Source organism: Psychrobacter sp. I-STPA6b (assembly GCF_020662265.1).
Classification (GTDB): Bacteria; Pseudomonadota; Gammaproteobacteria; order Pseudomonadales; family Moraxellaceae; genus Psychrobacter.
Genome location: NZ_VEWM01000070.1, coordinates 29,298 through 53,806 on the forward strand (window position 1 = coordinate 29,298; position 24,509 = coordinate 53,806).

A 24,509-nucleotide genomic window follows, 5' to 3' on the forward strand; every position below is an offset into this window, starting at 1 on the left:
TTGAGTTTCACCAGTAGTGATGTTAAGCTAAAACAAATAGTCATGTTGTGTCCTCCACATGACTATTTTAATTATTCCCCTCTTAAATTTAATAACATCATTATTTTATTAATTAATAAACATTGAATACTTGTTATTGATTAAGCAATACCGACTAAATCATGTTTTAACGCTAATGGAGTTGCCATGAAACTGATAAAAAACGCCATATTTGCTGCAGTCGTATCTTGTGCAGGTATTGGCATTGCAAATGCGGAACTCATATCCAATGTTCCACTAGATACTTCTCGCTTTGAGCTTATGAGTGTCAGCCAACTCACCAATCGTGCAAATCAAAACAACCCAGACGCTCAGTTTTATTTAGCGAAGCGTTATCAAAAAGGGATTGGCATGACTCAAAACTCACAAAAAGCCATTGAGTGGTATACACGTGCTGCTGAACAAAACGTCACACCAGCACAATTAAACCTTGGTATCATGTATGCTCGTGGTGAAGGCGTTGAGCCAAATGAGCGCCTTGCTCGCTATTGGCTAGAAAAAGCTGCCCGCCGTGGTGATAACCGTGCTAGTTATACCCTTGCATTGATGGAAGAACACCAGCAAAGACTTGCTGATGCCTACAAATGGTATGACTTATCTATACGTGACGGTATGCTAGATGAAAACGTACGTAACCGCGCCCGTAGTAAAATCGGACAACTTGCACTAAACTTATCCAATGATGACATGGCAAATGCCCGTAGTCGTGCAAACATCTGGTTTCAATCGCAGTCACAATAATCTGTAATACTTGTATATCTCTAAAAACTGTATATAAAATATACTCCTAAAAATAGTATAGCAATAACCAGACCCCAGTAACTATAGATGATAGAGAGATACTGGGGTCTTTTTATATCTACGATACAACCTGTCACCCCCTCTCTTTACCAGCTTACCCTTACGAAAATAAGTAAAATCCGATAGAATATACCAGCATTGAGGGAAGTTTGAATATATCCATAACGATGGTTTTGATACCTGACCTCAATCCTGTGCTCTGTCAGCTTATCTGACTCATCACACCCTAAAGAACCCTAAACTCACTAATCATGCACTAGGTTTACGTCCTAGCCAGCAGGAGAAATGTATGAATACCGCAGAAACTGTACAAAAACCCACCGAATATGACAGCGTAACCAATAATATTGTCGTTGCTGCCTTATATAAATTTATCCGTTTTGATGACTTTGAGCAGTATCGTGAACCCATTTTAAATACCATGCTTGATAACGAAGTCAAAGGCACACTATTACTAGCATCTGAAGGTATTAATGGTACGATTGCAGGTAGCCGTGCAGGCATCGATGCGGTACTTGAGTTTTTACGCACCATTCCCGAAATTGGTACTTTTGAATACAAAGAATCTTATACTGACATCGCACCGTTTTACCGTACCAAAGTCAAACTGAAAAAAGAAATCGTCACTATGGGTGTTGAAGGTATCGACCCACTAGAGTCTGTCGGTCGTTATGTAAAACCAAGCGAATGGAATGATTTAATCAGTGACCCTGATGTACTATTGATTGACACTCGCAATGATTATGAAGTGCAGATTGGTACATTTAAAAATGCGGTCAACCCCAAAACACAAACTTTCCGTGAGTTTCCAGAATACGTACAAAAAGAGCTTGACCCAAACAAACATAAAAAAGTAGCGATGTTCTGCACCGGCGGTATTCGCTGTGAAAAGTCCACTGCCTATTTGCGTGAGCAAGGCTTTGATGAGGTCTATCATCTAGAAGGTGGTATCCTCAAATATTTAGAAGAAATCCCTGCTGAAGAGTCTTTATGGCAAGGCGACTGTTTTGTATTTGATAACCGAGTAGCGGTCAATCATAACCTTGAAAAAGGTGAATATGACCAGTGCTATGCTTGCCGTATGCCCATCACTGAGGAAGATAAGCAAAGCCCTGCATATGTTAAAGGTGAGTCTTGTCCACACTGCATTGATAAAGCGACTGAAGAGCAAAAAGCCCGCTTCCGTGAACGCCAACGTCAAATCCAACTGGCACAAGAACGTGGTGAATCACATATTGGCGGTGAGGTTAATGAAGTGATTGAAAAACGCCGTCAAGAAAAGCTAAAAAAGAAGCTAGAAGCAAGTTTGGAAAATGCGGGTGAGTAGTTAAAATAAATAGATAGTTTTTATACTGGACAAATAATTTTATAGGGCAGGTTATGCTATTGCTAACCTGCCCTATATTATTTAATATTATTTATTTCCCTTCCCAAAACTTAGCAATGTACTAAAAAGGATAAAAACTAAATAATTCCTAATTGCTTTAAGCTCTCATAAGCAATTTCTTTTCTTTTAGAAAATGGCACATCTTGTGTCATATCCATATTTAAAGAAAATGAAATAACTTGATTGTTAGGTTTAACCACCCAACCTGTAAACCAACCAATCTTTGGCTCTGTATTAATGGCTAAACCAGTTTTTCCATAAATTTTGTTGCCATTGATAACATCAGTTAATAACATCTCATTGACCTGCTCTTGAGTTTGGTAAGAAACAGGCAGTTTTTTATTCGCCAATTTAAAGGCAAATTCAGCTTCTTGCTTAGGCGTAATTTCTAAAGGACCTACCAACCAAAAATCATCTACCTTATTACCAATATTAGAATTGCCAAACCCAATACGTTTTACCTCAGAGCTCATTTTTTCTAAGCCTATTCTTCGAGCAAGCTCTTGATAAACTGGTACTGCGGATACTTTGATTGCCTCTGTTAAAGTTAAATCTTTTTCCCACGCCTTTAACGGTCTTTTCTCTCCATTCCATTTAAAGACCTCATTTGGATTGGTCAGTCCACTTTCTATTCCGATAACGGCATTGAGCATTTTAAAGGTTGACGCTGGTACATAGTAAGTATTGGCTCTAGCAACATTATTGCCATAAGAGGCGTAGTGATTACCATCATAAATGGTAATTACCCCATCGGTTTTGGCTTTATCAAATAAGTTACTAATGATTGAGTTATTTATCTGCTGTTGAGGCGTTGGGACTTCTGTTTTTTGCTGAATAGTTGATGTTTGACATGCAGTCAGATTAAAAACAGCAAATAAGACGAGTAAAGATTTTAGTGCGTTCATGGTGTGTCACTTATATTTTAGCTCTTAAGCTTGATAATCAAACCAATACAAAATTATTATGTTATCAACCTAATACCAGTATTATCTTAAATCAACGGTAGTATAACTTAAATAAAAAAATGATAAAGTCCAGTTTAAACATTAAATTCTGTTAATAGGTGACATACTCTCCCACACTCTTTAAATAAAAAGCCTCTCATAAAAAAAGAGACAAGCTCTAAAACTTGTCTCTTTTTTATTTAGACTATTATTCTTCAATAATGCTTAGAATAACACTCGAACTCGGATAGTCTCTTTAATATCACGTAATTTATCTAGTGCAGTTGCAGAGTCATTATTATCGACATCCATTACCAGATAGCCAACATCGCCTTCTGTCATCAGGCTTTGAGCCAAGATGTTAATACCAGCATCGGCAAATGAGCGGTTAATTTGTGATAACACACCCGGTACGTTTTTATGAATGTGTAATAAGCGGTGTGAGCCTTCTTTAACAGGGATACTGACCTCTGGGAAGTTAACCGCAGTGACTGTATCACCCATATCTGAATATTTAACAAATTTTTCAGCAACCTCTAACCCAATATTAGCTTGTGCTTCTTGAGTCGAACCGCCGATATGTGGTGTTAAAATCACATTATCAAACTTACGTAATGGTGATTCAAACTCTTCGTCGGCAGATTTTGGCTCTTTGGGGAATACATCAACAGCAGCACCCAATAGCTTGCCAGAATCCAACGCTGATGCTAAGTCATCAATCTCAACACATGTACCACGTGCTGCATTGATAAAGTAGCTGCCCTCTTTCATTTGGGCAAACTGCTCAGCTTTCATCATATAACGGGTGCTTGGTAGGTCTGGTACGTGTAAAGTCACTACATCAGCAGTTTGTAGTAATTCTTCTAGGCTACCAACCTGTGTGGCATTACCCAATGGCAATTTGGTAACGACGTCATGATAAATAACTTTCATGCCCAAGCTTTCTGCCAATACAGACAACTGTGAGCCAATCGAGCCATAGCCCACGATACCCATGACTTTACCACGAACTTCATGCGAGTTTTTGGCAGACTTACCCCAGCCACCACGATGTACCACGGCATTTTTTTCTGGTATACCACGATATAGCATGATTGCTTCTGCCAATACCAATTCTGCTACTGAACGGGTATTTGAGTAAGGGGCATTAAATACTGGAATACCTAACTCTCGTGCTGCGTCCAAATCAACCTGATTTGTACCGATACAAAAACAACCGATAGCAACCAGCTTTTCTGCATGCTCTAATACTTCTCTAGTTAGCTGTGTGCGTGAACGAATACCAATAAAATGTGCATCTTTGATTTTTTCAATCAACTCATCTTTATCAAGTGCATGAGTGAGGTACTCAATATTGGTATAGCCTGCATCTTTTAATACTTTTAAAGCGTTATCATGCACGCCTTCTAGTAGTAAAAAACGGATTTTGTCTTTTTGTAATGATAGTGCCATCTGTTAGCCCTTTTTATTTGCTACAAAAAATAATCTGCTTATCTTATAACAAATCCCCCTTAATGTCAGGGTTAAAAATGAATAAATCCTTGCCGATTATGACTATAGCCCCAATTTTTTTGGCAACTGTAGAGCAATATTAAAGGGTGCATCCTGCTCTAAAAACTAAGTTTCTTTTTTGTAAACGTATTTTAATATGGGAAAATTAAGCAAAAAAAAGCCACACTACCTTTTATAGATAGTGTGGCTTTTAAGAATCTGGAGCGGGAAACGAGATTCGAACTCGCGACCCCAACCTTGGCAAGGTTGTGCTCTACCAGCTGAGCTATTCCCGCAATATTTGGCAATGTGTACTGCCTCAATAGGTTGGCTATTTTAGCAAATTTTTTGCATCTGTCAACAGTTTATGATGATATTTTTCAAATTTATCCATACATTATTCATAGTCGATGCAAATAAGACGATACACAGGTCTATAAGACAGTCAATACCTACGTTTTATCAGCAAATGAATTCTCATCTACAATAAAACCCGTTATGATGCCATATACTAATGTTGCACAATGATAGGGACTGTTAAGCAAACTCTAGTCAATACACACAATATATATTGTGTGTATTGTGCGCTTCATTTTAAATGCTCTACCAGTTTAAATGGTAGAAGTGGTATAACAAGTTTTGTAATAGATTGACTATATTTTTTTACTTGTGGTTATCAAAGTTATCACTATACTAGAGTCTGTTGAACAGACCTTAAAGCAAAGTATCAGGTAGTGGCTATATGTAGTGTTACAGATGACTGCTCTATACTGCCTTTGATTGCGACTTCAAACTACTCAAACTACGATTATTTATAAGGACTCTAATGAAAAAGAAACTTTTAACCGGTGTGATGGCAACATCTTTGTCCGTTCTCTCCGTTACGTCTCTAAATGGCTGTAGTACAACAACCAACACGGCTGCTATTGGTAGTGACCGCCAACAGTTGCTACTGGTCTCTAGTGAGCAGGTGCTTCAAATGTCTGCCCAAAGCTATAATAAAAGCATCGCTGAGGCACGTGCAAAAGGTGTACTCGATACTGACCCCGCCAAAGTTGCACGCCTAAAACGTATCGCTAACCGATTGATTGCTCAGGTCGGTACATATCGTAATGATGCGGCACGATGGAACTGGGAAGTACACACCATCCGTTCTAATGAGCTCAATGCCTTTGTGATGCCTGGCGGCAAAATTATGTTTTATACTGGCATTATTGACCGCTTAAATTTAACTGATGATGAGATTGCAGCCATTATGGGACACGAGATGGCTCACGCTTTACGTGAACACACACGTGAGCGCATATCCAGTGAGATGGCAACTCGAGCAGGTATTGGCATTGCAGCCAGTGTCTTTGGTCTATCACAGGGGCAAGCGCAGCTTGCTGGTATTGCAGGAGACCTTGGTATTAGCCGTCCACATAGCCGTACTCAAGAAGCTGAGGCAGATAAAATCGGTCTGGTTCTAGCGGCCAAAGCAGGCTATAACCCAAGAGCAGCCGTCAGTCTCTGGCAAAAAATGCAACGTGCTGCTAGCGGTGAGCCACCACAGTTTTTAAGTACCCACCCCTCAAGTAGCAACCGTATTTCTAACCTGCAAGCATTGATGCCTCAGGTATTGCCTTTATATGAGCAAGCGCGTCATTAGTCATTAGTAACACATTAATTATTCATGACTAATTGAGTTGTCAAAGTGCGTTGATATGACTGAACCTAAGGTCATATCAACGTAATCAGCAAAGCGATGATAAAAGAGTCACTATGCTCTTTTTAACGATGAGTGCTTTGACAATAAAAATTTGATGATAAAAAAAAGTGATGACTGTCACTCTTTATTCTGCCTGTATTCTCTTCGGGTCGCTCATGTATAATAAGACCTCTCTTTTGTAGCACTCAGGAGGTCGTCTATGCAGACAGCCGAGCAGTTAACTCAATATTTACAGACATTAAGCCCCTCTCATATCTCTTTGATTAATGAATCTATGAATCATGCTGGTTACTTTGAGGGTAAAGAAAGCCACTTTAAGCTAACCATTGTCAGTGAAGCATTTGCAGGCAAGCGTCTGGTTGCTCGTCACCAGCAAGTATATGCATTGGCTGAGCCACTTTTAACCAGTCATGGCGGCTCTATTCATGCACTAGCAATCCACGCCTATACGCCTGAAGAATGGCAAGCCCAAAAGCAAGCTCCTGATAGCCCTCAGTGTGCAGGACAGCGCCATTAATAGGATACGCTAACTGGTTGCCTCTGGTTACTTTTGGTGACTTTAACTACCCTGTTAAAATTCCATGATATTTCATCTCATCTATTGTTAAGTTTGTATGTTTAAGCCAGCTAGGGTCTGCTGTGGTTCATCTTTGTTTATGATGTTTGTGATACTTATTGTCCCACAATCATAGTCATACCCACGCTCGCCAAAGGATTTTTTATGAAGCATTTACATATGCTAATGGCATTACTGACTATTGCCTTATTTATCTATCAAAGCTATCGCGTCTTAACCAACCAAGCAGCAACGAATAGAAAACAGTTTATTGCAACACATATCATCTATACCATATTAGTCATCTCTGGTGGCTGGATGCTCTGGCAACTGGTCAGCGTCAACGCCCCTGTTCAATGGGCAGTTGCCAAGATTATTCTCCTTATCGCCGCCATTAGTGCCAGTATTAAAGCGTTTCGTAACTCAGCAACACCATCACAACAAAAGGTCGGTATATTAATCTCTTCAGTTGCTTATATTGGTATTGTTATACTTGCATTTACCAAACCAGATAACTGGTTTTAAAGAGCAAACTCAGCTTATTGATACGTCCTAAAAACAACTATCAATGAAACAATTACCAATATTAATGTGCCCCAGCTATACCACGGAGTATCTACCATGAATAAGTTATCACAGTCTCTATTGCTTAGTATCACAGGTGCAGCACTTATGCTAACTGGGTGTGCAACCACTAACAGTATCAGCCCACAGTATGTTGCACCAAACACTTACCAAAGCTATGACTGTGCAGCGCTTAACCAAGAGCTTAACCGTGTCCATGCTTATATTGAGCAAACTCAAAAACAACAGTCTACCTTCTCAACGACTGGAGTTGGTATTGGGGTTTCTGCTGGGCGCTGGGGTATTTCACCTAACATTTCTTTAGGTATTGGTAAAAGTAGCAGTACACAAGCCCGTGATAATAAGCTATCACGCCTCTATGGTGAACGTGATGCACTGATTCAATCAGCCCGCCTCAAAAAATGTGCGTTTGCATCAGGTATGAAAGTGTTTGGTGAGTCCTAAGATAATTTAGGCATTTAGGCATTCACGTGAAGGGCAGTTTCTCGTCAAGTTTTTTATCCCTAATCGTACCTAACTGGGTACGCACCTATGCACCTGAGAGCTTGCCTACAGATATCATCGCTGGGCTAGTTGTTGGAATCTTAGTCATTCCCCAAAGCTTGGGATATGCCGTGCTGGCAGGACTGCCCCCAGTTTATGGACTATATGCAGCCATTTTACCTGTATTGGTCTACGCATGGGTGGGCGCAAGTAATATACAAGCCGTCGGTCCTGTCGCCATTACTGCCATCATGACTGCCAGTAGCCTACACCCCTATGTTGATAATACTGAGCAGTATGCCATGATGGCAAGTTTACTGGCACTGATGGTTGGTGGGATGCTATGGCTAGCAGGGCGACTTAATCTAGGCTGGATTGTACAGTTTATCAGTCGAGGTGTCTCTGCTGGTTTTGTCAGTGGCGCTGCCATCTTAATTTTTTTTAGCCAGCTTAAATATATTACTGGTACGGCAATCTCTGGCAACACCCTCCTGCAATACTTTTCCTCATTAAAACAACACATTACCACGGTCAATCTACCGACTTTGCTCATTGGTAGTGGCGCATTGCTACTATTTATACTCAACCGCTACGCCAGTAGCATCATCTGGGCATCATGGCTATCTCCAGCATATGCAAAATGGGTAGGACGACTATTTCCACTACTTTTGGTCATCATTGCCATTATCGCCAGTACATCTGGTCATTGGACAGATTATGGTATCCAAGTCATTGGCACCGTACCCAGTGGCTTTCCCAGTTTTCATCTACCTATACTGCCCTCTGTACATGATATGTTACAGCTATTACCTACTGCGGCACTCATGGCACTCATTGCCTTTGTATCAAGCAGCTCAGTTGCCAGTACTTATGCACGTTTACGAGGGGAGCGTTTTGATGCCAATGATGAGCTAAAGGGATTGGGGCTTGCCAATATCGCTGGTGGTTTTTTTCAAAGTTTTCCTGTTGCTGGAGGATTTTCACGTACAGCCATCAATGTTGATTCGGGCGCACAAACACCACTGGCAAGTATCGTTACCGTTTTAGTCATGGTTGCTACGCTATTGGTTTTAGGTGCATTGATTGCCCCACTACCCTACGCACTGCTTGGTGCAATGATTATGGCGTCTATTCTTAGTCTGGTTGATATATCGACCTTACGGGCTGCATGGCAACATGACCGCCTTGATGCACTGAGCTTTTTATCTGCCTTTTTTGGTGTGTTAATTTTTGGGCTAAATACAGGATTAGTGCTGGGGTTAATGGTCTCTTTTGCCAGTTTAATTTGGCAATCTAGCCAACCTCATATTGCTGTTGTTGGGCAGTTGGCTGGTACAGAACATTTTCGTAATGTTCATCGCCATGATGTCATCACTTATCAAAACCTACTGATTATGCGTATTGATGAAAGTTTATTTTTTGGTAATAGTGAGTCTGTGCATCAACAAATCCAAGCCGCCATTAACAATCATCCAAACGCCAATGAACTCATCCTAATCATGGCAGCAGTCAATCATATTGACTTAACAGCACAAGAGATGCTGATTACTCTAAATCGGGAGTTGGTTGATATGGGCTGGCGCTTGCACTTTAGCTTTATTAAAGGTCCTGTGATGGATGTCATAGAGCACACCCCCATTATCCAACAGCTATCGGGGCAGGTATTTATGAGTACCATCAAAGCTGTACAGACTTTGACATATCCTACAACCACCAAAGCTTCAAGCAGTCCATAAAAACAATAATGACTAAAAATGTGGGGAAATCAAGAAAATAGCGACCAATAATATGGATTATCATTGGTGTAATGAGCTGATAGCCGTTATTATATAGACATCAACAACTTTTATTCCACTTACTGACCAATGATAAAACTTTCATGAATAATAACCTCACCATTTATAAACAAATCTATCCAGCACAATGCCCGATATTAGTACAAATGGGCTATCGCTCAGTCATCAACATTCGCCCTGATGGTGAATGTGACACACAGCCAAGCAGTGAAATACTTGCCGTAGCAGCAGATAAGACCAAGTTACACTATGTATATTTACCGTTTGATTGTGAGCGTCTCAGCCAACAAACCATTGAAAAATTTGCTCAGCACTATCACGCTCTACCTAAGCCCATTTTATTATTTTGTGGCACTGGTGCACGAGCAAAGCTCTTATATCAAAGCGCTGTCATGCAAGGGCTACTATAGCCTCCATGACTTAAAAAACTATGATAATATTAACCACATCATAAGGAAGGACAATATGACACATCAAGTAAGTTTTTCAGGACAAATTACCCCAGAGCAAGTACAGCAAATCGCTGCTGATGGCTTTAAAACCATCATTAATAATCGTCCAGATGGTGAAGCTGCCGACCAGCCAAGCAGTAGTGAAATTGAGGCTGCTGCTCGTGAAGCAGGATTAGCTTATAAAGAAATCTCATTTGCAGGCAATGCTCTGACCCAGCAACATGTGGAAGACTTTGCTGATTATTTTAATCAGGCTGAACAACCTATTTTAATGTTTTGTCGTACGGGCAATCGCTCAAATGGCATATATGAAGCAGCAAAACAGATGGATTTGTTAGATGATTAGTTTGAGGCAAGTATCTTAAATCTGCTATCTTCAATGACAAACATTCCATCGCTGACGATGAGGCAGGGGAAATTATCAGTGTAGAGGGGGTTTTGGGATAAGATAAATTATTTTATCTCATCGCCTAGAGTGTCTAATGAATGATTCAAATCACCACTATCGTGTACCAGTATGCCTCCGCCAATACCATAAGTGTGGTAGTCTTCCACCTCGATATTATAGACAGTGGTGGTGTAGGGGGCGTACTGTGTGCCATGCACCCTATTGCCTGTGTAGCCATCTAAGTGGTATTTGGGGTACGGTGGCACTGTATCATCTACAATGATGTTAGCATCGTTTTGACCCATCGCATCGCCAAGCTGTACAATCTTTGCCCCTAACAAGCCTCTTTGCTCACTTAATAAGTCCCAATAAGTTCCAACTTCCTCAAACTGCCAATCATACATGGACTCGCCACCTTGTAGCCACGCATACTCTGGCAAGCATGATTTGGCAAAGGGTTTGACGCTGTTGACTAGGTAGTACTCTCTAGATGACATATTCAGTAATACCTCACCCTGCAACAACTCGTCCACCCGTTTCCATTGCGGGGTGTCATAAAACTCTATTGGGTTATGCTTGCCTACTTCAGTGACTTTTGGAGCATAGCCATAGACACAAAATGGGTGCTCTGGCGTGACTGCAAAGCTCCTGCTGGTATAGCCCATGCCTGACTTATGGTCTGTAATGCCCAGATACCAGACAGCTTTGTCTTCAAACTTAAAGGTGTTGATAACTCGTTTTGGCATGGCAAGCACCATATCGCCCACTTCAATGTCATCAATACGCTTCCAAGCCTTGTCAATTTCATCTGCCGCCATACGAATTAGGGCACACCCGACAAAACACGCTGTTTGGTTGCTGTCTAAGCACTCTTGGGCAGGTAGTTTCATGTGGTCATACATGGCATTGTTTGTATTGTTTTGCATACTTATTTACTCTTAATTAAATAATATTATTTAATGATAATAACAAAAAAACCACCTTAATCATAAGGTGGTTTTTTATACAATTACAAACTAACGTCTTAAATACAAAATTATTGCATTACCAAGTATTCAAATGCACTTAGTGCCGCTTTACTACCCTCGCCCCGAAGACCGTTAAAAAACAGTCTGGGAGACGGTTTTTAGGTCTGAGCCACGCAAGCTATGCTTGCGTGTGAGCTAGTGAAAAAATAAATTAATGATATTACTGCATTACTAAATATTCAAAAGCACTCAGTGCCGCTTTACTACCTTCGCCCATTGCAATATTAATCTGCTTAAATGGCACAGTGGTCACATCACCACAAGCAAAGATACCTTTACGGTCGGTACGGCAACGCTCATCAATCTCAATCTCGCCAAAGCGGTTGACATCAACAAAACCTTTAACAAACTCAGAGTTTGGCACAAGCCCAATCTGCACAAATACCGCAGATAAATCTAACTCTTTAACCTCACCCGTTTCACGCTCTTCATAAACGATAGAGGTTACTTTGCCATCAGTCGCCTTAATCTCTTTGGTGGCAACAGATTTTAGGATATCAATATTCGCAGTGTCATTGGCTTTATTTACCAAGACTTGGTCAGCTTTTAACGTATCGGCAAACTCAAATACGGTCACATGCTTAACAATACCCGCCAAATCAAGTGCTGCCTCAATACCTGAGTTACCACCACCGATAACCGCCACATCTTTACCTTTAAAGAAAGGACCATCACAATGCGGACAATATGCCACACCATTACCAATGTTTTCTTCTTCACCGGGGATATTGAGCTTACGCCATTGAGCCCCTGTTGCTAAGATAATGCTACGGGTTTCAAACTGCTCACCAGTATTTAGATGAATCGCATAATTTTCATCTTCTGTTTCGCTTAGCTCTTTAACACGCACATGCTCTTTTAGCGTAATCTCATACTCTTTTAGATGCTTAGCAAAGTTTGCAGACAGCTCGCTACCATTGGTTAATGGTACAGAAATTAGGTTTTCGATATCTTGCGTATCTTTGACCTGACCACCAACACGGTCAGCAACGATAGTCACTTTCAAGCCTTTACGTGCGGTATAAATCGCTGCTGCCACACCAGCAGGTCCACCACCGATGATGGTCACATCTTGACGCTCTAACTGCTCAGCATCATCGCTAACCCCTGATAGGATTTCAGGATATTGCTCTTGCAATTTTTCAATCAATTTAGCGGTGTCAATTTTACCATTAGCAAAAGGTTTACCATTTAAAAATACCGCAGGTACGCCTTGAATGTTATTGGCTTCCACTTGCTCTTGGAACAATGCACCATCAATCATTTCTGCATTAATATTGTCATTAAGCAGGGCAAATTGGTTAAGCGCTTGTACCACATCAGGGCAGTTATGGCAGCTCAGTGAGATATAAGTCTGAAACTGTAGTGGTTGAGCGATATTTTTGATGATTTTTTGAATACCTTCATCAAGTTTTAGCGTGTGTCCGCCCGCTTGCAACATTGCCAGAATCAATGAGCTAAACTCATGCCCACCGGGGATACCACTAAAGACAATACCTGTATCTTTACCTTCAGTGCTGATTTTAAAGCTGATAGGGCTAGGTAGGCTGTCATCACTGGTTTGTGGATCAAAGTTGATTTTGTCTGTCGTGCCTGCGATTTTGCTTAGAAAATCGACCAATTCAGCACGTTTGTTATGTTCACCACTGCCTAGTGTCATGGTGATAGGGCGAGTCATGTTTTCACTATAACTTTTTACGGCGTCTAATAAGCTTTGGTCTAACATAGGTTGTTCCTTATTTTTTTACATTCATTAAGTTTATTAAGCTAAACAAAGGAGTGTGTATTATTTTGGGGTGTTTTCAGTTTGCTATCTGCTTTCATAAAGTTGTCTTCACCCAGAAGTTTTCATTATCATATTTTTAAGGATATATCTCAATCGGAGAAATTCAAAGATTATAATTGATAAAATAAATCAAAATAAAATAAGTATTTTGATTTTCTTACTGATACTTTAGAAACAAAATTCTACGATTCTCCATAGTCAGTGTCACTTTTTTTAGTTACAATTTGATGAGAGGTAGAGATTTCTACCCTAATCTGATGTGAGATTTTCATTATCAGGACTATTTATATACGATTGCTTGTATATACAACTAAAAACTAGAGGATAATATTATGTTCCACGAACATCGTGATTTAATTAGCGAACTAAAACAATCTGACGCCCATTTTGCTAAGCTATTTGATGAGCATAATGAATTGGATACTGAAATTGATAAACTTGAGCGTGATGTGGTGAAACACGCTAGTCGTGAAGAAGAGATTGAAATCAAAAAACGCCGCAAATTACAACTTAAAGATGAGATTTATAGAATCTTAGAAAGCCATAAATAATTGCTCATCTTAATGATGCTTATCAAAGTTAAGCCATCAGATACTAAAATCTTATATAAAGCCCTGTCTACTGATGGGGCTTTTTCTTATCAATTTTTAGCCATAATTGCTGATAATTTATCAGTTTTATACAGTTTATGGTTGAGTTCATGTTATATTCAGGCAAGATAGCCTCACTTTGCTATCTTGTCCATTAAGGATTTATGATAAGATAGCAAAGTGATAAGATAACTTTACTTCAATAATTCTAAAAGTATACGGAAACCTATGAGCTGGAATGATCCAAACGCAAAGCTTGAAGCCCAAAATTATGAAAACCCAATTCCCAGTCGCTTGCTAATTTTGCAGACTTTAGCAAAGCTAACAGAGGCGACACAGCCACAGTTAGCGGCAAGCTTTGGTATAGATGATCCAGAACAGTTCGATGCTTTAGGCAATCGACTTAAAGCCATGGTGCGTGATGGTCAGATAAACCGTCATGGTAAGCCATACAAATATGCACCCGTCACCCAAAAAGATGTGGTATCAGGCACTATCTCAGCACATGCCAAAGGTTTTGGTTTTGTGGTATTAGAAGATATGCCAGATTTGTTTTTGCATGAAAAGCAAATGCGCTGGGTATTTCATGGTGATACTGTCAATGCCATCGGTACTAGTACAGACAATCGTGGACGCACTGAAGGCATCATTGTTGAAGTCACCGAGCGTCAACAAAATCAATTTATCGGAACACTACAAAAAGATGATGAGGGTTATAGCGTTATTCTTGCCAGCCCAAATAATCATCAACCAATTACTGTCACTGATGAAAATGTGCAAGCTGTTGGTGCAAAACAAGGTCAACCAGTCAAAGTAGACATCATTGATTGGCCAAACCAACACGAATTTGCTACTGGGAAAATTGTCGATGTGATGGATGATGATAACGACCGTGAAGTTATCATTGAGACAACCTTACTAAACTATGATATTCCACATGAGTTTAGTGCAAAAGTGCTGGCTCAAGCCAACAGCTATCAAGAGCCAAGCGCAAAGGAAACCAAAGGGCGTACTGACATTCGCCACTTACCAATGGTTACCATAGATGGTGAGGATGCCCGTGACTTTGATGATGCGGTCTACGCTGAGAAGCGCTCAGGGGGCAACTATCGAGTGGTTGTTGCGATTGCTGATGTCAGCCATTACGTTACGCCAAACTCTGCCTTAGACCATGAGGCTTATGAGCGTGGCACATCGGTTTACTTTCCACATCATGTTGTACCAATGCTCCCAGAAGTATTGTCTAATGGACTTTGCTCACTAAATCCTAACGTTGATCGCCTATGTATGGTCGCTGATATTAAGCTATCACGAGCAGGCAACATCACTGGGTATGAGTTTTACCCTGCAGTGATGCACTCACAAGCACGCCTGACCTACAATCAAGTTAATGCTTACTTTGACAATCCAAAAGATGACTCAGTTCCTGAATCATTAACTGGTAATAAAGACGTTAAAAAATCCATTGACACCTTACATCAACTTTATGAAGTGTTGATTAAAAAGCGTGAACAGCGTCATGCGATGGAGTTTGAAACGGTCGAAACGTATATTAAGTTTAATGAAGAAGGCGGCATTGATGCCATCGTACCTCGCACCCGAGGTGACTCTCATAAACTGATTGAAGAGTGTATGCTTCTTGCCAATACATGTGCCGCTAACTTTGCTCTTAAACATGAACTGCCCGTACTGTATCGCAACCATGATAAACCTGATAGTGAAAAAACCATGCGTATCCATGAATACGCCAAAAATTTTGGTATCAGCTTCCCTGAAGAAAGCCCAACTCAAGAAGACTATCAACGCCTTATTGAAGCAACCAAAGACCGTCCTGATGCCGTCAGTATCCATAGCATGTTGCTACGCTCAATGATGCAGGCAAACTACTCCCCTGAAAACATTGGACATTTTGGGCTGGCGTATGATGAATATAGTCACTTTACCTCACCCATTCGCCGTTATCCTGACTTGATGCTGCATCGTGCTATCAAAGCCAAAGTCACAGGCAAAAAACAACCCGATATGGACTTTTCACTAGAAGAAGCGGGTACACAAACGTCAGATACTGAGCGCCGTGCCGAAAAAGCCTCTCGCTTTGTCGAAAGCTGGCTAAAATGTCACTATATGAAAGATCACGTCGGTGAAGAGTTTAATGGTGTCATTACTACTGTGACCAACTTTGGACTATTTGTCACTTTGACTGACTTATTTATTGACGGTCTGGTTCATATCTCTAATGTTGGTCAGGATTACTTTGTCTATGATGAAAAGCAACAACAACTGATTGGACAAGATAATGGCAACTTATTTGGACTTGGAGACCAAGTTCGTATCAAAGTAGCTGCGGTTAATATGGACTTGCTACAAATTGACTTTGAGTTGATTGAGAAGTTGCAAGCCAGCGCGATGAATCAAACTAAAAAGGACAATAAAAAAGCACGTAGCAAGCCTCGCAGCACTGCCCCTCGCAAAAAGGCTAACAGCACCTCGAAAGCTACAAATACTGGTGCTAAAAAAACCTCAAGCACAAAACGTCGTGGCAGTCGTAGTAACAGCAATAAAGGTGGTAGTAAAAAAAGCTAAGCTTCTGTATATCTGTTAGCTTATTAAAGCTATCTTGATACTGATTCTATACTTTGAAATACCCTTAAATGCCTAACTTAGTATAAAAAAGACCACTCATAGCGTGGTCTTTTTTTCGATAATTTCAGCACTAATCGGCAGATGATCTGATAGCTCTGACCAAGGCTTCCCTGTATGTACCCATGCTCGTTTTACTTGCAAATTACGCACATAAATTCGATCTAAACTTAAAATAGGTAACATCGCAGGGAATGTTGCTAATAGCTTATGATGACAAAACTGAAACGCCTCGGTCATACCCAGCTCACCCGTTAAAATATCACAAGAACGCTTTTTCCAATCATTAAAATCACCTGCCAATATCAATGGTTGATCTGGTGCAATCTCATTGCGCACATACTGCATAATGGTTTGGTATTGTTTTTGACGATCATGCTCAAATAAATTTAGATGCGCACATAATACCACCACTGGCTTTTCCCAACCCAGAGGCTGTACTTCACAATGTAGAACCCCTCTTTGCTCCAGCTTATTTACGGTAATATTGACATTGTGCTTAGGGTCAAGTGGATAACGGCTTAATACAGCATTGCCATGATGTCCATTATCATATTCACAATTTTTGCCATAACTATTTTCTAACTTTAAAAACTCACCAAACCACTCATGTTGTGATTGATCGGGAAACTCATTATATTTCACCATACGCTTCAGGTTCTGACCCTGCACTTCTTGTAAGCATAATATATCAGGATTCACCGCCTTTAACGCATCAGCAATACCTTGTACTCGTACAAAGCGATTTAAGGGTGACATGCCTTTATGGATGTTATAGCTTGTTATTATCAGTGAAGTTGTTTTATTCATCATTATTAGTCGTAACTATTACTATTGGTTAAATGTATCATATCTTTACTCTTTGGCTTTTGTAATGCGTTGACGATGATTGCAACAAAAGTTGAGAGTATTGCTCACTATAGCACATAACATATTGCTTCTAGAAATACTCATCCCAAGCAACTCTGCACTTAGAAAACTCATCCATAAAAAAAGCATTGACCCTAACAGTCAATGCTTTTCTTCTTGGGCTGCTATCAAAATGTCAAAATTTTCTTGATAGCAATGATTTATAAAGCGTTTTTAGTAACGAGTTACCAAGGCAATGGCTTGTTGCTCACCCATGATGTCGGCTGGTAAGAAAACAACTTTACCACCATTGTGCATAACTAGCTCGATGATTTCACCCACAGCATCATCTGTCACACCATCAGCAGCAGGGTCATCAGCTAAAGCTAATGTTTGTGCTTTCTCATCAATTTTTGCTGGTTGGATATAGCCCTGACGCACATATAATGTCTCTCCAGCACCTTGGAAAGCAGCTTGATAAACTTCTTGCAAATCCACACGGACTTGATCATTACCACGGGCTTTTTCAATCTCACCTAAAGCTTGTTCATGTAGCTGCTTGCGATATCCTTCAATGGCTTCTTGCACACCATCAATGATATGTTGAGCGCTACCATCTTCCAAATCTGTCACATTATCAACTGTTGCAACGATATTCTCTGGACGATCACACACTTCTTTATAGAAGCTAATATTACGTGCATCACCAACGATAACTAAAGGCATTTTATGCTCGCCCCATAGCTCTTGTACGCTTTTATCGACACGATTTAAGAACTCTTTTAAATAGTTATCTTCATTTGACGCTGCAGAACGGTCTGCACCACTGGTTGTATATAACGTAGTGTTTTCAATTGGGAATGGAATATGCGCCATATGGTTCTGCTCGCTATCGTTTCTATCGAACTCTTGTACCACACGGTCATTGGCTGCTTCAATCAAACGAGCATGCTCACGAGTAATAACAACAGCATAATAATGCACTGCACTTGCCATATCACGAACAAGGTCACGTGTCGCAAAGCGTTTACCGATAATGACACGCTCTTCAGCATCTAGAGGCAAACGTAAAACTTGTGCATCATCTTCACTAGCAAAGATTGCTAGTGTATCAAGGTTATAGTTTTTATCTAGCTCATCTGTTTTTGCATGGATTTTCTCCATGATAGCAGCGGCTTTGCGCTTATCATATTCATTAGTGATGCGCTCTTCTGCCACACTGAGCTGATTTTTTAGAGCAATTGGATCTTGCTCATTTTCTGGATGTTTACGATGAGTTTTTACAAAAATACTAACTGCTGGATCTGCTTGGATAGCACGTAAACTTTTTAGCGTGGCTTTCATATATTGTCCTTATTTTGTTGTGAATGATACTGTCCTAATGATGTTATTCAATAATCATTTGGTCAGCGTTAGTTTCAGTGTTAGTTAATAATCTCAAACTAACTAAATTAACAATAATCTTCATTAACTTCATATACTTGCTTATGACTTCTACTCTATCAACCCTCTGATTTAAAAACCATAATAGCTTTGCAAGTAAATGCTATGAGTTTGTAAAATTTGTAAGATTTTTAGTATAGTAGTATTCAATTATGATACAAAAGCACACATATTATGGCGAATTTTTATCCCACCCAACCATAAACTAAAATCAAAGTTATTATTAATTTTATATTAAAAATAAAGAATTAATATCAACTTAATAACTTATTGACCAGCAACATTCAATGAATGGGAAATACACCATAAAATCATAGATTAGTTACACAGATAACCATGATAACTATATTAGGCTTGCAATTCATTATCAGAACACCCATCATAAAAGAAAAACATAAGCTGTTTATAGCTAATCATTATTGTTAACTCTCTATAAAATCACGCACAAGATAAACAGATGTACTAGCTAAAGATTGACGCATTACCATTTATATATAAGCCGTACCCTTATAGAAATAGAAGATTTTATAGAGAGCTTTATAAGCTTTATCAAAAGTTAACCCAATCATTTATTTACGTTCTACATGGATATGTCTATGTCTCTTAACACTACACAAAATACCTTATCAACTGCTCTACAACTGGTTGACTTTGAGCAAGTATCTCCTGACTCATTACAACTGGAGGTCCGTGAAGCCATCGCTCAAGCAAATCAATTTTTAGACAATCTGTCTGATACTCCCACTGATGCACAAACAGCGCTAGCAGAAGTGTGTGCATTTGACCATCTCAACTTGGCATTAGACCGCAGTTGGGGCATCGTATCGCACTTAAACAGTGTGATGAGTAAAGAAGATATCCGCCAAGTTCATCATGAACTTTTACCAGAGCTGTCTGCCTATGGTACACGAGTTGGACAACATAAAGCCCTGTTTCAACGCTATCAAACCATTAAAGAAGATTCTGCATTTTTTGCGACACTAGAAACTGCTCGGCAACGTGCCATCGAATTAGCACTGCAAGGTTTTGAGCTATCAGGGGTAGCATTAGAGGAAGATAAACAACAGCAATATGCTGAAATTCAAAGCCAATTATCAACCTTATCAGCCACGTTCTCAGATAATATCTTAGATGCAACCCAAGCCTTTGCCTTACCCTTAGAAGACAACCAGCTTGCAGGCATTACAGACAGTGGCTTGGCATTACTTGCACAGGCAGGTGAGCAATATAAAACCAAGCTGGTAGAAAGTCAGCAAAAATCTCAGTCTGAGGTTGATGCACTACCGACCCCTTATTATGTGGCAACATTAGATATTCCTGTATATCTTGCAGTGATGACTTATGCAGATGACCGCACTTTGCGTGAGACCCTCTATAAGGCTTATGTTACTCGTGCTTCTGAATATGACAGCCATACCAACAGTAAAGGTGAGTCACTAAATAATGCCGATATCATGCAACAGATTTTGGCACTACGTGAGCAAAAAGCGCAGTTACTTGGCTTTACTAACTATGCCCAGTTGTCTTTATCAACCAAAATGGCAGAAAGTAGTGAGCAGGTTGCATCATTTTTACGCAACTTAGCTGACAAAGCCCGTCCTTCTGCCAAACAAGACCTCACCCAGCTACAAGATGAGGCAAAAAAATATGATATTGATGAGATTCAACCCTGGGATAGTGCCTTTTTAGCAGAAAAAGTAAAACAAGATAAATTCCAACTATCACAAGAACAAATCCGTCCTTATTTCCCATTACCAAAAGTGATTGATGGCTTATTTACCATTGTTAATAAGCTGTATGGCATTCGTGCTATAGAGCATAGTGCAGATGTCACACGTTGGCATGATGATGTGCGTTTTTATCAGCTATTTGATGCCGATGATAGCTTGATTGGAGGCTTTTATTTTGATTTATATGCCCGTCAAGGCAAACGTGGTGGCGCATGGATGAGTGGATTCCAGTCTCGTTATCAATATCCAAAAGATAGCCAAACGGCAGACCATGATATTCGGCTTCCTGTCTGCTTTATGGTCGGCAACTTTACACCACCTACAGATGCCAATAGCCCAAGCTTACTCACACATAATGAAGTATTGACCTTATTCCATGAGTTTGGGCATGGTCTGCACCATCTACTAACACAAGTTAATATCAGTGATGTCGCAGGTGTCAATGGTGTTGAATGGGATGCTGTCGAATTACCCAGCCAATTTATGGAAAACTGGGCATGGGATAGTGAGGGTATTGCTCTGATTAGCGCTCATGTAGATACGGGTGAGCCATTACCACAAGATAAACTCAATGCTCTGTTATCTGCCAAAAACTTCCAAAGTGGCATGCAAACTTTACGTCAAATTGAATTTGCCTTATTCGACTTGTTAATTCATGCTGATAGCCCAGCACCCAATTATCAAGGTATCTTACAGACACTTGATGATGTCCGTGCTGAAGTTGCTATCTTACCGACACCTGATTACAACCGCTTCGCAAATGGCTTTAGTCATATTTTTGCAGGTGGTTATGCAGCAGGCTATTACTCTTACAAATGGGCAGAGTTGCTTTCTTCAGATGCGTTTAGTAAATTTGAAGAAGAAGGTATCTTTAACAGTCAGACTGGTAAAGCATTTCGTGACCATATTTTATCTGTTGGTGGTAGCCAACCAGCGAAAGTTAACTTTGAAGCCTTCCGTGGACGTGCAGCAAATATTGATGCCTTATTACGTCACAGTGGCTTTACCACTTCGGATGTAGATAGCAAACCAACCGCCAACAGTGAGGCAAGTTAATGCGATATCAATCTGACCGACCAAAACGACAATTTTTGGCAGGGGTAAAGTGTCCAAAATGTGAAGCACTTGATAAAGTGGTTCAAGTACAGATTTTTGTGCCTCAAGCTGATGAATACATAGAATGTACTGCCTGTGGACATACTGAGCGTCGCCCTGAATCGGTCAGTGGCGCTCAATCTTCTTTAATAAATACTGACATGCCAACAGGGACCAGTGGTACAGTAAAATTTATTCCATAAAAGAATTCTATAATATAATATTGATAAAACCTTTATAAATTGTGACGTATCTATTAACTTAGTATGGGTTTTTTTTGCTGGCTTTGTTATAGTATGCTCATTACCACTATTATCAGATGACTTTTAAGATGAAAAAATTGCAACTTAAAAAAAAGAAAACACCTAAAGGTAACGCTCCAAAAACACCTGAAGCACCCAAACCACAGTCTCAACCAAAACAAACAGTAAAAGCTGGTGCCCCCAAACCATCGACACCAGGAGCGCCACCGCCATTACCACCAAGTCGTAAATCTGTCAGCGATAAACAGAAAATTATTGTCTTTATTATTATGGTGCTCATCATGCTTGCCGTGGCATTATACCTGATGATGTCACTAACACCACATGAGGCCGTAGAAGAAACTCCAGCCAATGAAACGGTCACTGAGGTTTCTTCTGAGGAAGCGACTGATGGTGAGGCGACAACAGAAGAATCTGCCACAGATGAAGGTGAAAGTTCAGATGCCTCTACTACAGACTCTCCAGCTACTGAAACAGCCAATGTAGTAATCTCTGAGGAAGACTTACCAGATCCAAAAGAGATTTTGAACGCAGAAATACCTGCCCAACCAGAATTAGCAAAAGAAGAAATTGACCGTCTAAGTGACATGGAAGCTCGACTGGCTGAACAAGAAGCACTTATTAATGAGCAGTTAATGACTGCTGAAGAAATCAGTGCCAAAAAAGCAGAACAAATTGCTTTACTAGAACAGCAAATTGCTCAACTAGAAGCAGAAAAGAACAGCCAGTAAATAAAAATATATAGAATGTTTCATTGCTATTCTATGAATGATGTATATGCCAAGGTAAAGCCAGAGGCTAATGTGTAGGTTTATCAATAATATTGACCTTTATATTAGCCTCTAACATACTGTATCTTTTTTAGACTGCTTATCGATGTTATCAATGCGGTTATGCTTCACCACAGATAATAGGAATAGGACAGCAAGATGGCAACCCTACAACTGATACATGCTCCTTTTTTACAGCAGTCGGCTCAGCTATTTGTCTTACCACTTAGTAGTGCAGGTATCATCCTAGACCCCATTCTTGCCCGTTGTAAAACACTATACCCTGATAACTACGCTCTCTACCGTCGTGCCTGTATTGAAAAATCACTTACTGAAGGGGACTGTCTACTTCACCAGCGTCAACGTACTACTATTGGTCTTAATACCAGCAATAATGGCAACCAGCCGCAGTATATTGCTAACCTAATTGTATCTGACCACCCCTACCACCCCACCCGAAAGCGTTGGCTCACAACATCACTAGAAGCTCTTAATAAGCAACTATATCCACTAATTCGCTATGAAGGACTGCGTCATATTGCCTTATTGGCTCGTCCATTAATTTATACTAGCTATGACAATAATCTAGAAAATGTCGCAATCACACCACCACCTGCTGAGCTTAATGTCCCAACGCTAGATTGGCAGAATGATATTTATCCACTCATTCAAGATAAGTTACAAGATTTACCTAGATTACGAATCAGTGTGCATGTGCCAAGAGATATTGAAATTTAAACATCGATCCTAATCAATTAGGCACTTTTTTAATATGTCTTTATTTTGATAATCTCCATTATCTATCACTTGATAGACTCTTTGTTTAAATGCTTGTAATAGTTATTTAGCCAATAAGCTCCACTAATTGACCTCTCTTATCTAAAAACAAAGTATTTAAACCCTCATAATAATTTTCACCCAATAACTCAAAGAAATCATCAAATCCTCCATATAATTTACCAGAGTATGAAACATATAAAGCTAGATGACCATTATAAGCTGAACCAACTAAACAGAGTCCTTCGTTAATAGTTTGACTATAAATGCCATTCGCCAAATCTGGAAAAAAGTTTTTTACTACATATTTTATGTCAAAAGAAATAGCTTCCATTGTTTTATTTGTATTTCTTGGAAAACAACCGATTAGCTTATTGAATTCACAGATAAAATCTATAGCTTTTTCATTAATAATGAAACCATTTTCTATAAGAATAATTTGCTCATCTTGTGAATCTACATATCGGTTAGGATACCACCCCATATCTAAGAGATAACTTTTTGTGTTTTCATTTAACATTTTCACTCCAGTTTAGTTGCTTCTTGCTTTAATCTCCCTAAAATTATACTAGAATCTGTCTAGACTACGCTTGTTATATCATCTATTCCTATATTTGAGTCAGTATATTTTTGAAATATCATCAAAAAATTAATGCTTCCATTGGTGTTGTGATAGCCATTTTTCATAAATTAAAAATATATTTTTTAAACCTTGAGAATTTCTATATTTTAAAAACTCTAATAGCATATCAAAGGTTTTTCTTACCAACTTTAGATTAGCATCTTTATATTTATAGAACTGCATGAATTAAGCTTATATTTTATTCTATGACACAAAAAAAACCGCCTTACCATTATTAGGTAAGACGGCTTTATCATACAAATTGAGTGACTAAAACACTTATTGC

Annotated in this window: 22 protein-coding genes and 1 tRNA gene; 15 read left to right on the forward strand and 8 right to left on the reverse strand. The window is 39.6% G+C overall.

What is annotated here, in order from left to right; all coding sequences use genetic code 11:
* The first annotated feature begins 186 nt into the window (after nt 1–186).
* Together FHK88_RS07900 and FHK88_RS07905 are read left to right on the forward strand one after the other, a co-directional pair.
* Nucleotides 187–780 carry a tetratricopeptide repeat protein gene (locus tag FHK88_RS07900; RefSeq protein ID WP_227430201.1) on the forward strand — a complete coding sequence of 198 codons (594 nt, stop codon included), beginning with the start codon at nt 187–189 and terminating at the stop codon, nt 778–780.
* Between the two features lie 349 nt (nt 781–1,129).
* Nucleotides 1,130–2,167: a rhodanese-related sulfurtransferase gene (locus FHK88_RS07905; protein ID WP_227430202.1), complete on the forward strand. Its 1,038-nt coding sequence runs from the start codon at nt 1,130–1,132 to the stop codon at nt 2,165–2,167.
* Between the two features lie 137 nt (nt 2,168–2,304).
* Here FHK88_RS07905 and blaOXA read toward each other — a convergent pair whose 3' ends face one another.
* The 3 genes from blaOXA to FHK88_RS07920 all read right to left on the reverse strand — a co-directional run bounded on the left by blaOXA (nt 2,305) and on the right by FHK88_RS07920 (nt 4,958).
* On the reverse strand, nt 2,305–3,132 hold the full coding sequence (gene blaOXA, locus FHK88_RS07910) for a class D beta-lactamase (RefSeq protein ID WP_227430203.1): 828 nt from the start codon (nt 3,130–3,132) through the stop codon (nt 2,305–2,307).
* 264 nt (nt 3,133–3,396) lie between these two features.
* A complete protein-coding gene (gene serA, locus FHK88_RS07915) occupies nt 3,397–4,623 on the reverse strand; it encodes a phosphoglycerate dehydrogenase (RefSeq protein ID WP_227430204.1) in 1,227 nt (408 codons plus the stop codon).
* Nucleotides 4,624–4,882: 259 nt separating this feature from the next.
* Nucleotides 4,883–4,958, reverse strand: a tRNA-Gly gene (locus FHK88_RS07920).
* A 530-nt stretch (nt 4,959–5,488) separates the two neighbouring features.
* Between FHK88_RS07920 and FHK88_RS07925 the strand changes: the two genes are divergently transcribed.
* The 7 genes from FHK88_RS07925 (at nt 5,489) to FHK88_RS07955 (ending at nt 10,588) form a co-directional block, all read left to right on the forward strand.
* On the forward strand, nt 5,489–6,310 hold the full coding sequence (locus FHK88_RS07925; RefSeq protein WP_227430205.1) for a M48 family metallopeptidase: 822 nt from the start codon (nt 5,489–5,491) through the stop codon (nt 6,308–6,310).
* Between the two features lie 259 nt (nt 6,311–6,569).
* Nucleotides 6,570–6,887 carry a BolA family protein gene (locus FHK88_RS07930; RefSeq protein ID WP_227430206.1) on the forward strand — a complete coding sequence of 106 codons (318 nt, stop codon included), beginning with the start codon at nt 6,570–6,572 and terminating at the stop codon, nt 6,885–6,887.
* Nucleotides 6,888–7,091: 204 nt separating this feature from the next.
* Nucleotides 7,092–7,451, forward strand: a complete 360-nt coding sequence (locus FHK88_RS07935) for a SirB2 family protein (protein ID WP_227430207.1) — start codon at nt 7,092–7,094, stop codon at nt 7,449–7,451.
* Nucleotides 7,452–7,547: 96 nt separating this feature from the next.
* The gene (locus tag FHK88_RS07940) at nt 7,548–7,955 is read left to right on the forward strand and encodes a hypothetical protein (RefSeq protein WP_227430208.1); all 408 of its coding nucleotides are present in this window, start codon (nt 7,548–7,550) and stop codon (nt 7,953–7,955) included.
* Nucleotides 7,956–7,981: 26 nt separating this feature from the next.
* Nucleotides 7,982–9,730 carry a SulP family inorganic anion transporter gene (locus tag FHK88_RS07945; RefSeq protein WP_413680469.1) on the forward strand — a complete coding sequence of 583 codons (1,749 nt, stop codon included), beginning with the start codon at nt 7,982–7,984 and terminating at the stop codon, nt 9,728–9,730.
* Nucleotides 9,731–9,873: 143 nt separating this feature from the next.
* Complete coding sequence (locus FHK88_RS07950) at nt 9,874–10,200, forward strand: beta-lactamase hydrolase domain-containing protein (protein ID WP_227430209.1); 327 nt, start codon at nt 9,874–9,876, stop codon at nt 10,198–10,200.
* A gap of 55 nt (nt 10,201–10,255) precedes the next feature.
* The gene (locus FHK88_RS07955; protein WP_227430210.1) at nt 10,256–10,588 is read left to right on the forward strand and encodes a TIGR01244 family sulfur transferase; all 333 of its coding nucleotides are present in this window, start codon (nt 10,256–10,258) and stop codon (nt 10,586–10,588) included.
* A gap of 107 nt (nt 10,589–10,695) precedes the next feature.
* Here the strand turns inward: FHK88_RS07955 and FHK88_RS07960 are convergent, their stop codons facing one another.
* Both FHK88_RS07960 and ahpF read right to left on the reverse strand, forming a co-directional pair.
* Nucleotides 10,696–11,556 carry a hypothetical protein gene (locus FHK88_RS07960; RefSeq protein WP_227430211.1) on the reverse strand — a complete coding sequence of 287 codons (861 nt, stop codon included), beginning with the start codon at nt 11,554–11,556 and terminating at the stop codon, nt 10,696–10,698.
* Nucleotides 11,557–11,818: 262 nt separating this feature from the next.
* Nucleotides 11,819–13,384, reverse strand: a complete 1,566-nt coding sequence (gene ahpF, locus FHK88_RS07965; RefSeq protein ID WP_227430212.1) for an alkyl hydroperoxide reductase subunit F — start codon at nt 13,382–13,384, stop codon at nt 11,819–11,821.
* A gap of 392 nt (nt 13,385–13,776) precedes the next feature.
* On the opposite strand from ahpF, the gene FHK88_RS07970 reads away from it, so the two are divergent.
* Together FHK88_RS07970 and rnr are read left to right on the forward strand one after the other, a co-directional pair.
* Entirely contained in the window at nt 13,777–13,995 is a 219-nt protein-coding gene (locus tag FHK88_RS07970; protein WP_227430213.1) for a YdcH family protein, read from the forward strand.
* A gap of 267 nt (nt 13,996–14,262) precedes the next feature.
* Nucleotides 14,263–16,617 (forward strand): ribonuclease R, encoded by a 2,355-nt coding sequence (gene rnr, locus FHK88_RS07975; RefSeq protein ID WP_227430214.1) that lies wholly within the window; start codon nt 14,263–14,265, stop codon nt 16,615–16,617.
* A 96-nt stretch (nt 16,618–16,713) separates the two neighbouring features.
* Here rnr and FHK88_RS07980 read toward each other — a convergent pair whose 3' ends face one another.
* Nucleotides 16,714–17,484: an endonuclease/exonuclease/phosphatase family protein gene (locus tag FHK88_RS07980; protein WP_227430310.1), complete on the reverse strand. Its 771-nt coding sequence runs from the start codon at nt 17,482–17,484 to the stop codon at nt 16,714–16,716.
* A gap of 273 nt (nt 17,485–17,757) precedes the next feature.
* The gene (locus tag FHK88_RS07985; RefSeq protein WP_227430215.1) at nt 17,758–18,867 is read right to left on the reverse strand and encodes a hypothetical protein; all 1,110 of its coding nucleotides are present in this window, start codon (nt 18,865–18,867) and stop codon (nt 17,758–17,760) included.
* Between the two features lie 695 nt (nt 18,868–19,562).
* On the opposite strand from FHK88_RS07985, the gene FHK88_RS07990 reads away from it, so the two are divergent.
* The 4 genes from FHK88_RS07990 (at nt 19,563) to FHK88_RS08005 (ending at nt 23,562) form a co-directional block, all read left to right on the forward strand.
* Nucleotides 19,563–21,752: a M3 family metallopeptidase gene (locus FHK88_RS07990; RefSeq protein ID WP_227430216.1), complete on the forward strand. Its 2,190-nt coding sequence runs from the start codon at nt 19,563–19,565 to the stop codon at nt 21,750–21,752.
* On the forward strand, nt 21,752–21,994 hold the full coding sequence (locus tag FHK88_RS07995) for a YheV family putative metal-binding protein (RefSeq protein ID WP_227430217.1): 243 nt from the start codon (nt 21,752–21,754) through the stop codon (nt 21,992–21,994). Before FHK88_RS07990 ends, FHK88_RS07995 begins: the two co-directional genes overlap by 1 nt.
* Nucleotides 21,995–22,122: 128 nt before the next feature.
* Entirely contained in the window at nt 22,123–22,785 is a 663-nt protein-coding gene (locus FHK88_RS08000) for a hypothetical protein (protein WP_227430218.1), read from the forward strand.
* A 198-nt stretch (nt 22,786–22,983) separates the two neighbouring features.
* The gene (locus FHK88_RS08005; RefSeq protein ID WP_227430219.1) at nt 22,984–23,562 is read left to right on the forward strand and encodes a hypothetical protein; all 579 of its coding nucleotides are present in this window, start codon (nt 22,984–22,986) and stop codon (nt 23,560–23,562) included.
* A gap of 106 nt (nt 23,563–23,668) precedes the next feature.
* Here the strand turns inward: FHK88_RS08005 and FHK88_RS08010 are convergent, their stop codons facing one another.
* On the reverse strand, nt 23,669–24,121 hold the full coding sequence (locus FHK88_RS08010; protein WP_227430220.1) for an SUKH-3 domain-containing protein: 453 nt from the start codon (nt 24,119–24,121) through the stop codon (nt 23,669–23,671).
* Nucleotides 24,122–24,509 lie beyond the last annotated feature (388 nt).

Coding starts and splice junctions, on each gene's coding strand:
- FHK88_RS07960 (WP_227430211.1), bottom strand. CDS start 11,556: ATGCAAAACAATACAAACAATGCCATGTATGACCACATGAAACTACCT.
- FHK88_RS08010 (WP_227430220.1), bottom strand. CDS start 24,121: ATGTTAAATGAAAACACAAAAAGTTATCTCTTAGATATGGGGTGGTAT.
- FHK88_RS07950 (WP_227430209.1), top strand. CDS start 9,874: ATGAATAATAACCTCACCATTTATAAACAAATCTATCCAGCACAATGC.
- FHK88_RS07930 (WP_227430206.1), top strand. CDS start 6,570: ATGCAGACAGCCGAGCAGTTAACTCAATATTTACAGACATTAAGCCCC.
- FHK88_RS07925 (WP_227430205.1), top strand. CDS start 5,489: ATGAAAAAGAAACTTTTAACCGGTGTGATGGCAACATCTTTGTCCGTT.
- blaOXA (WP_227430203.1), bottom strand. CDS start 3,132: ATGAACGCACTAAAATCTTTACTCGTCTTATTTGCTGTTTTTAATCTG.
- FHK88_RS07980 (WP_227430310.1), bottom strand. CDS start 17,484: ATGAATAAAACAACTTCACTGATAATAACAAGCTATAACATCCATAAA.
- FHK88_RS07935 (WP_227430207.1), top strand. CDS start 7,092: ATGAAGCATTTACATATGCTAATGGCATTACTGACTATTGCCTTATTT.
- FHK88_RS07900 (WP_227430201.1), top strand. CDS start 187: ATGAAACTGATAAAAAACGCCATATTTGCTGCAGTCGTATCTTGTGCA.
- FHK88_RS07905 (WP_227430202.1), top strand. CDS start 1,130: ATGAATACCGCAGAAACTGTACAAAAACCCACCGAATATGACAGCGTA.
- serA (WP_227430204.1), bottom strand. CDS start 4,623: ATGGCACTATCATTACAAAAAGACAAAATCCGTTTTTTACTACTAGAA.
- FHK88_RS07985 (WP_227430215.1), bottom strand. CDS start 18,867: ATGAAAGCCACGCTAAAAAGTTTACGTGCTATCCAAGCAGATCCAGCA.
- FHK88_RS07955 (WP_227430210.1), top strand. CDS start 10,256: ATGACACATCAAGTAAGTTTTTCAGGACAAATTACCCCAGAGCAAGTA.
- FHK88_RS07940 (WP_227430208.1), top strand. CDS start 7,548: ATGAATAAGTTATCACAGTCTCTATTGCTTAGTATCACAGGTGCAGCA.
- FHK88_RS07970 (WP_227430213.1), top strand. CDS start 13,777: ATGTTCCACGAACATCGTGATTTAATTAGCGAACTAAAACAATCTGAC.
- FHK88_RS08005 (WP_227430219.1), top strand. CDS start 22,984: ATGGCAACCCTACAACTGATACATGCTCCTTTTTTACAGCAGTCGGCT.
- rnr (WP_227430214.1), top strand. CDS start 14,263: ATGAGCTGGAATGATCCAAACGCAAAGCTTGAAGCCCAAAATTATGAA.
- FHK88_RS08000 (WP_227430218.1), top strand. CDS start 22,123: ATGAAAAAATTGCAACTTAAAAAAAAGAAAACACCTAAAGGTAACGCT.
- ahpF (WP_227430212.1), bottom strand. CDS start 13,384: ATGTTAGACCAAAGCTTATTAGACGCCGTAAAAAGTTATAGTGAAAAC.
- FHK88_RS07990 (WP_227430216.1), top strand. CDS start 19,563: ATGTCTCTTAACACTACACAAAATACCTTATCAACTGCTCTACAACTG.
- FHK88_RS07995 (WP_227430217.1), top strand. CDS start 21,752: ATGCGATATCAATCTGACCGACCAAAACGACAATTTTTGGCAGGGGTA.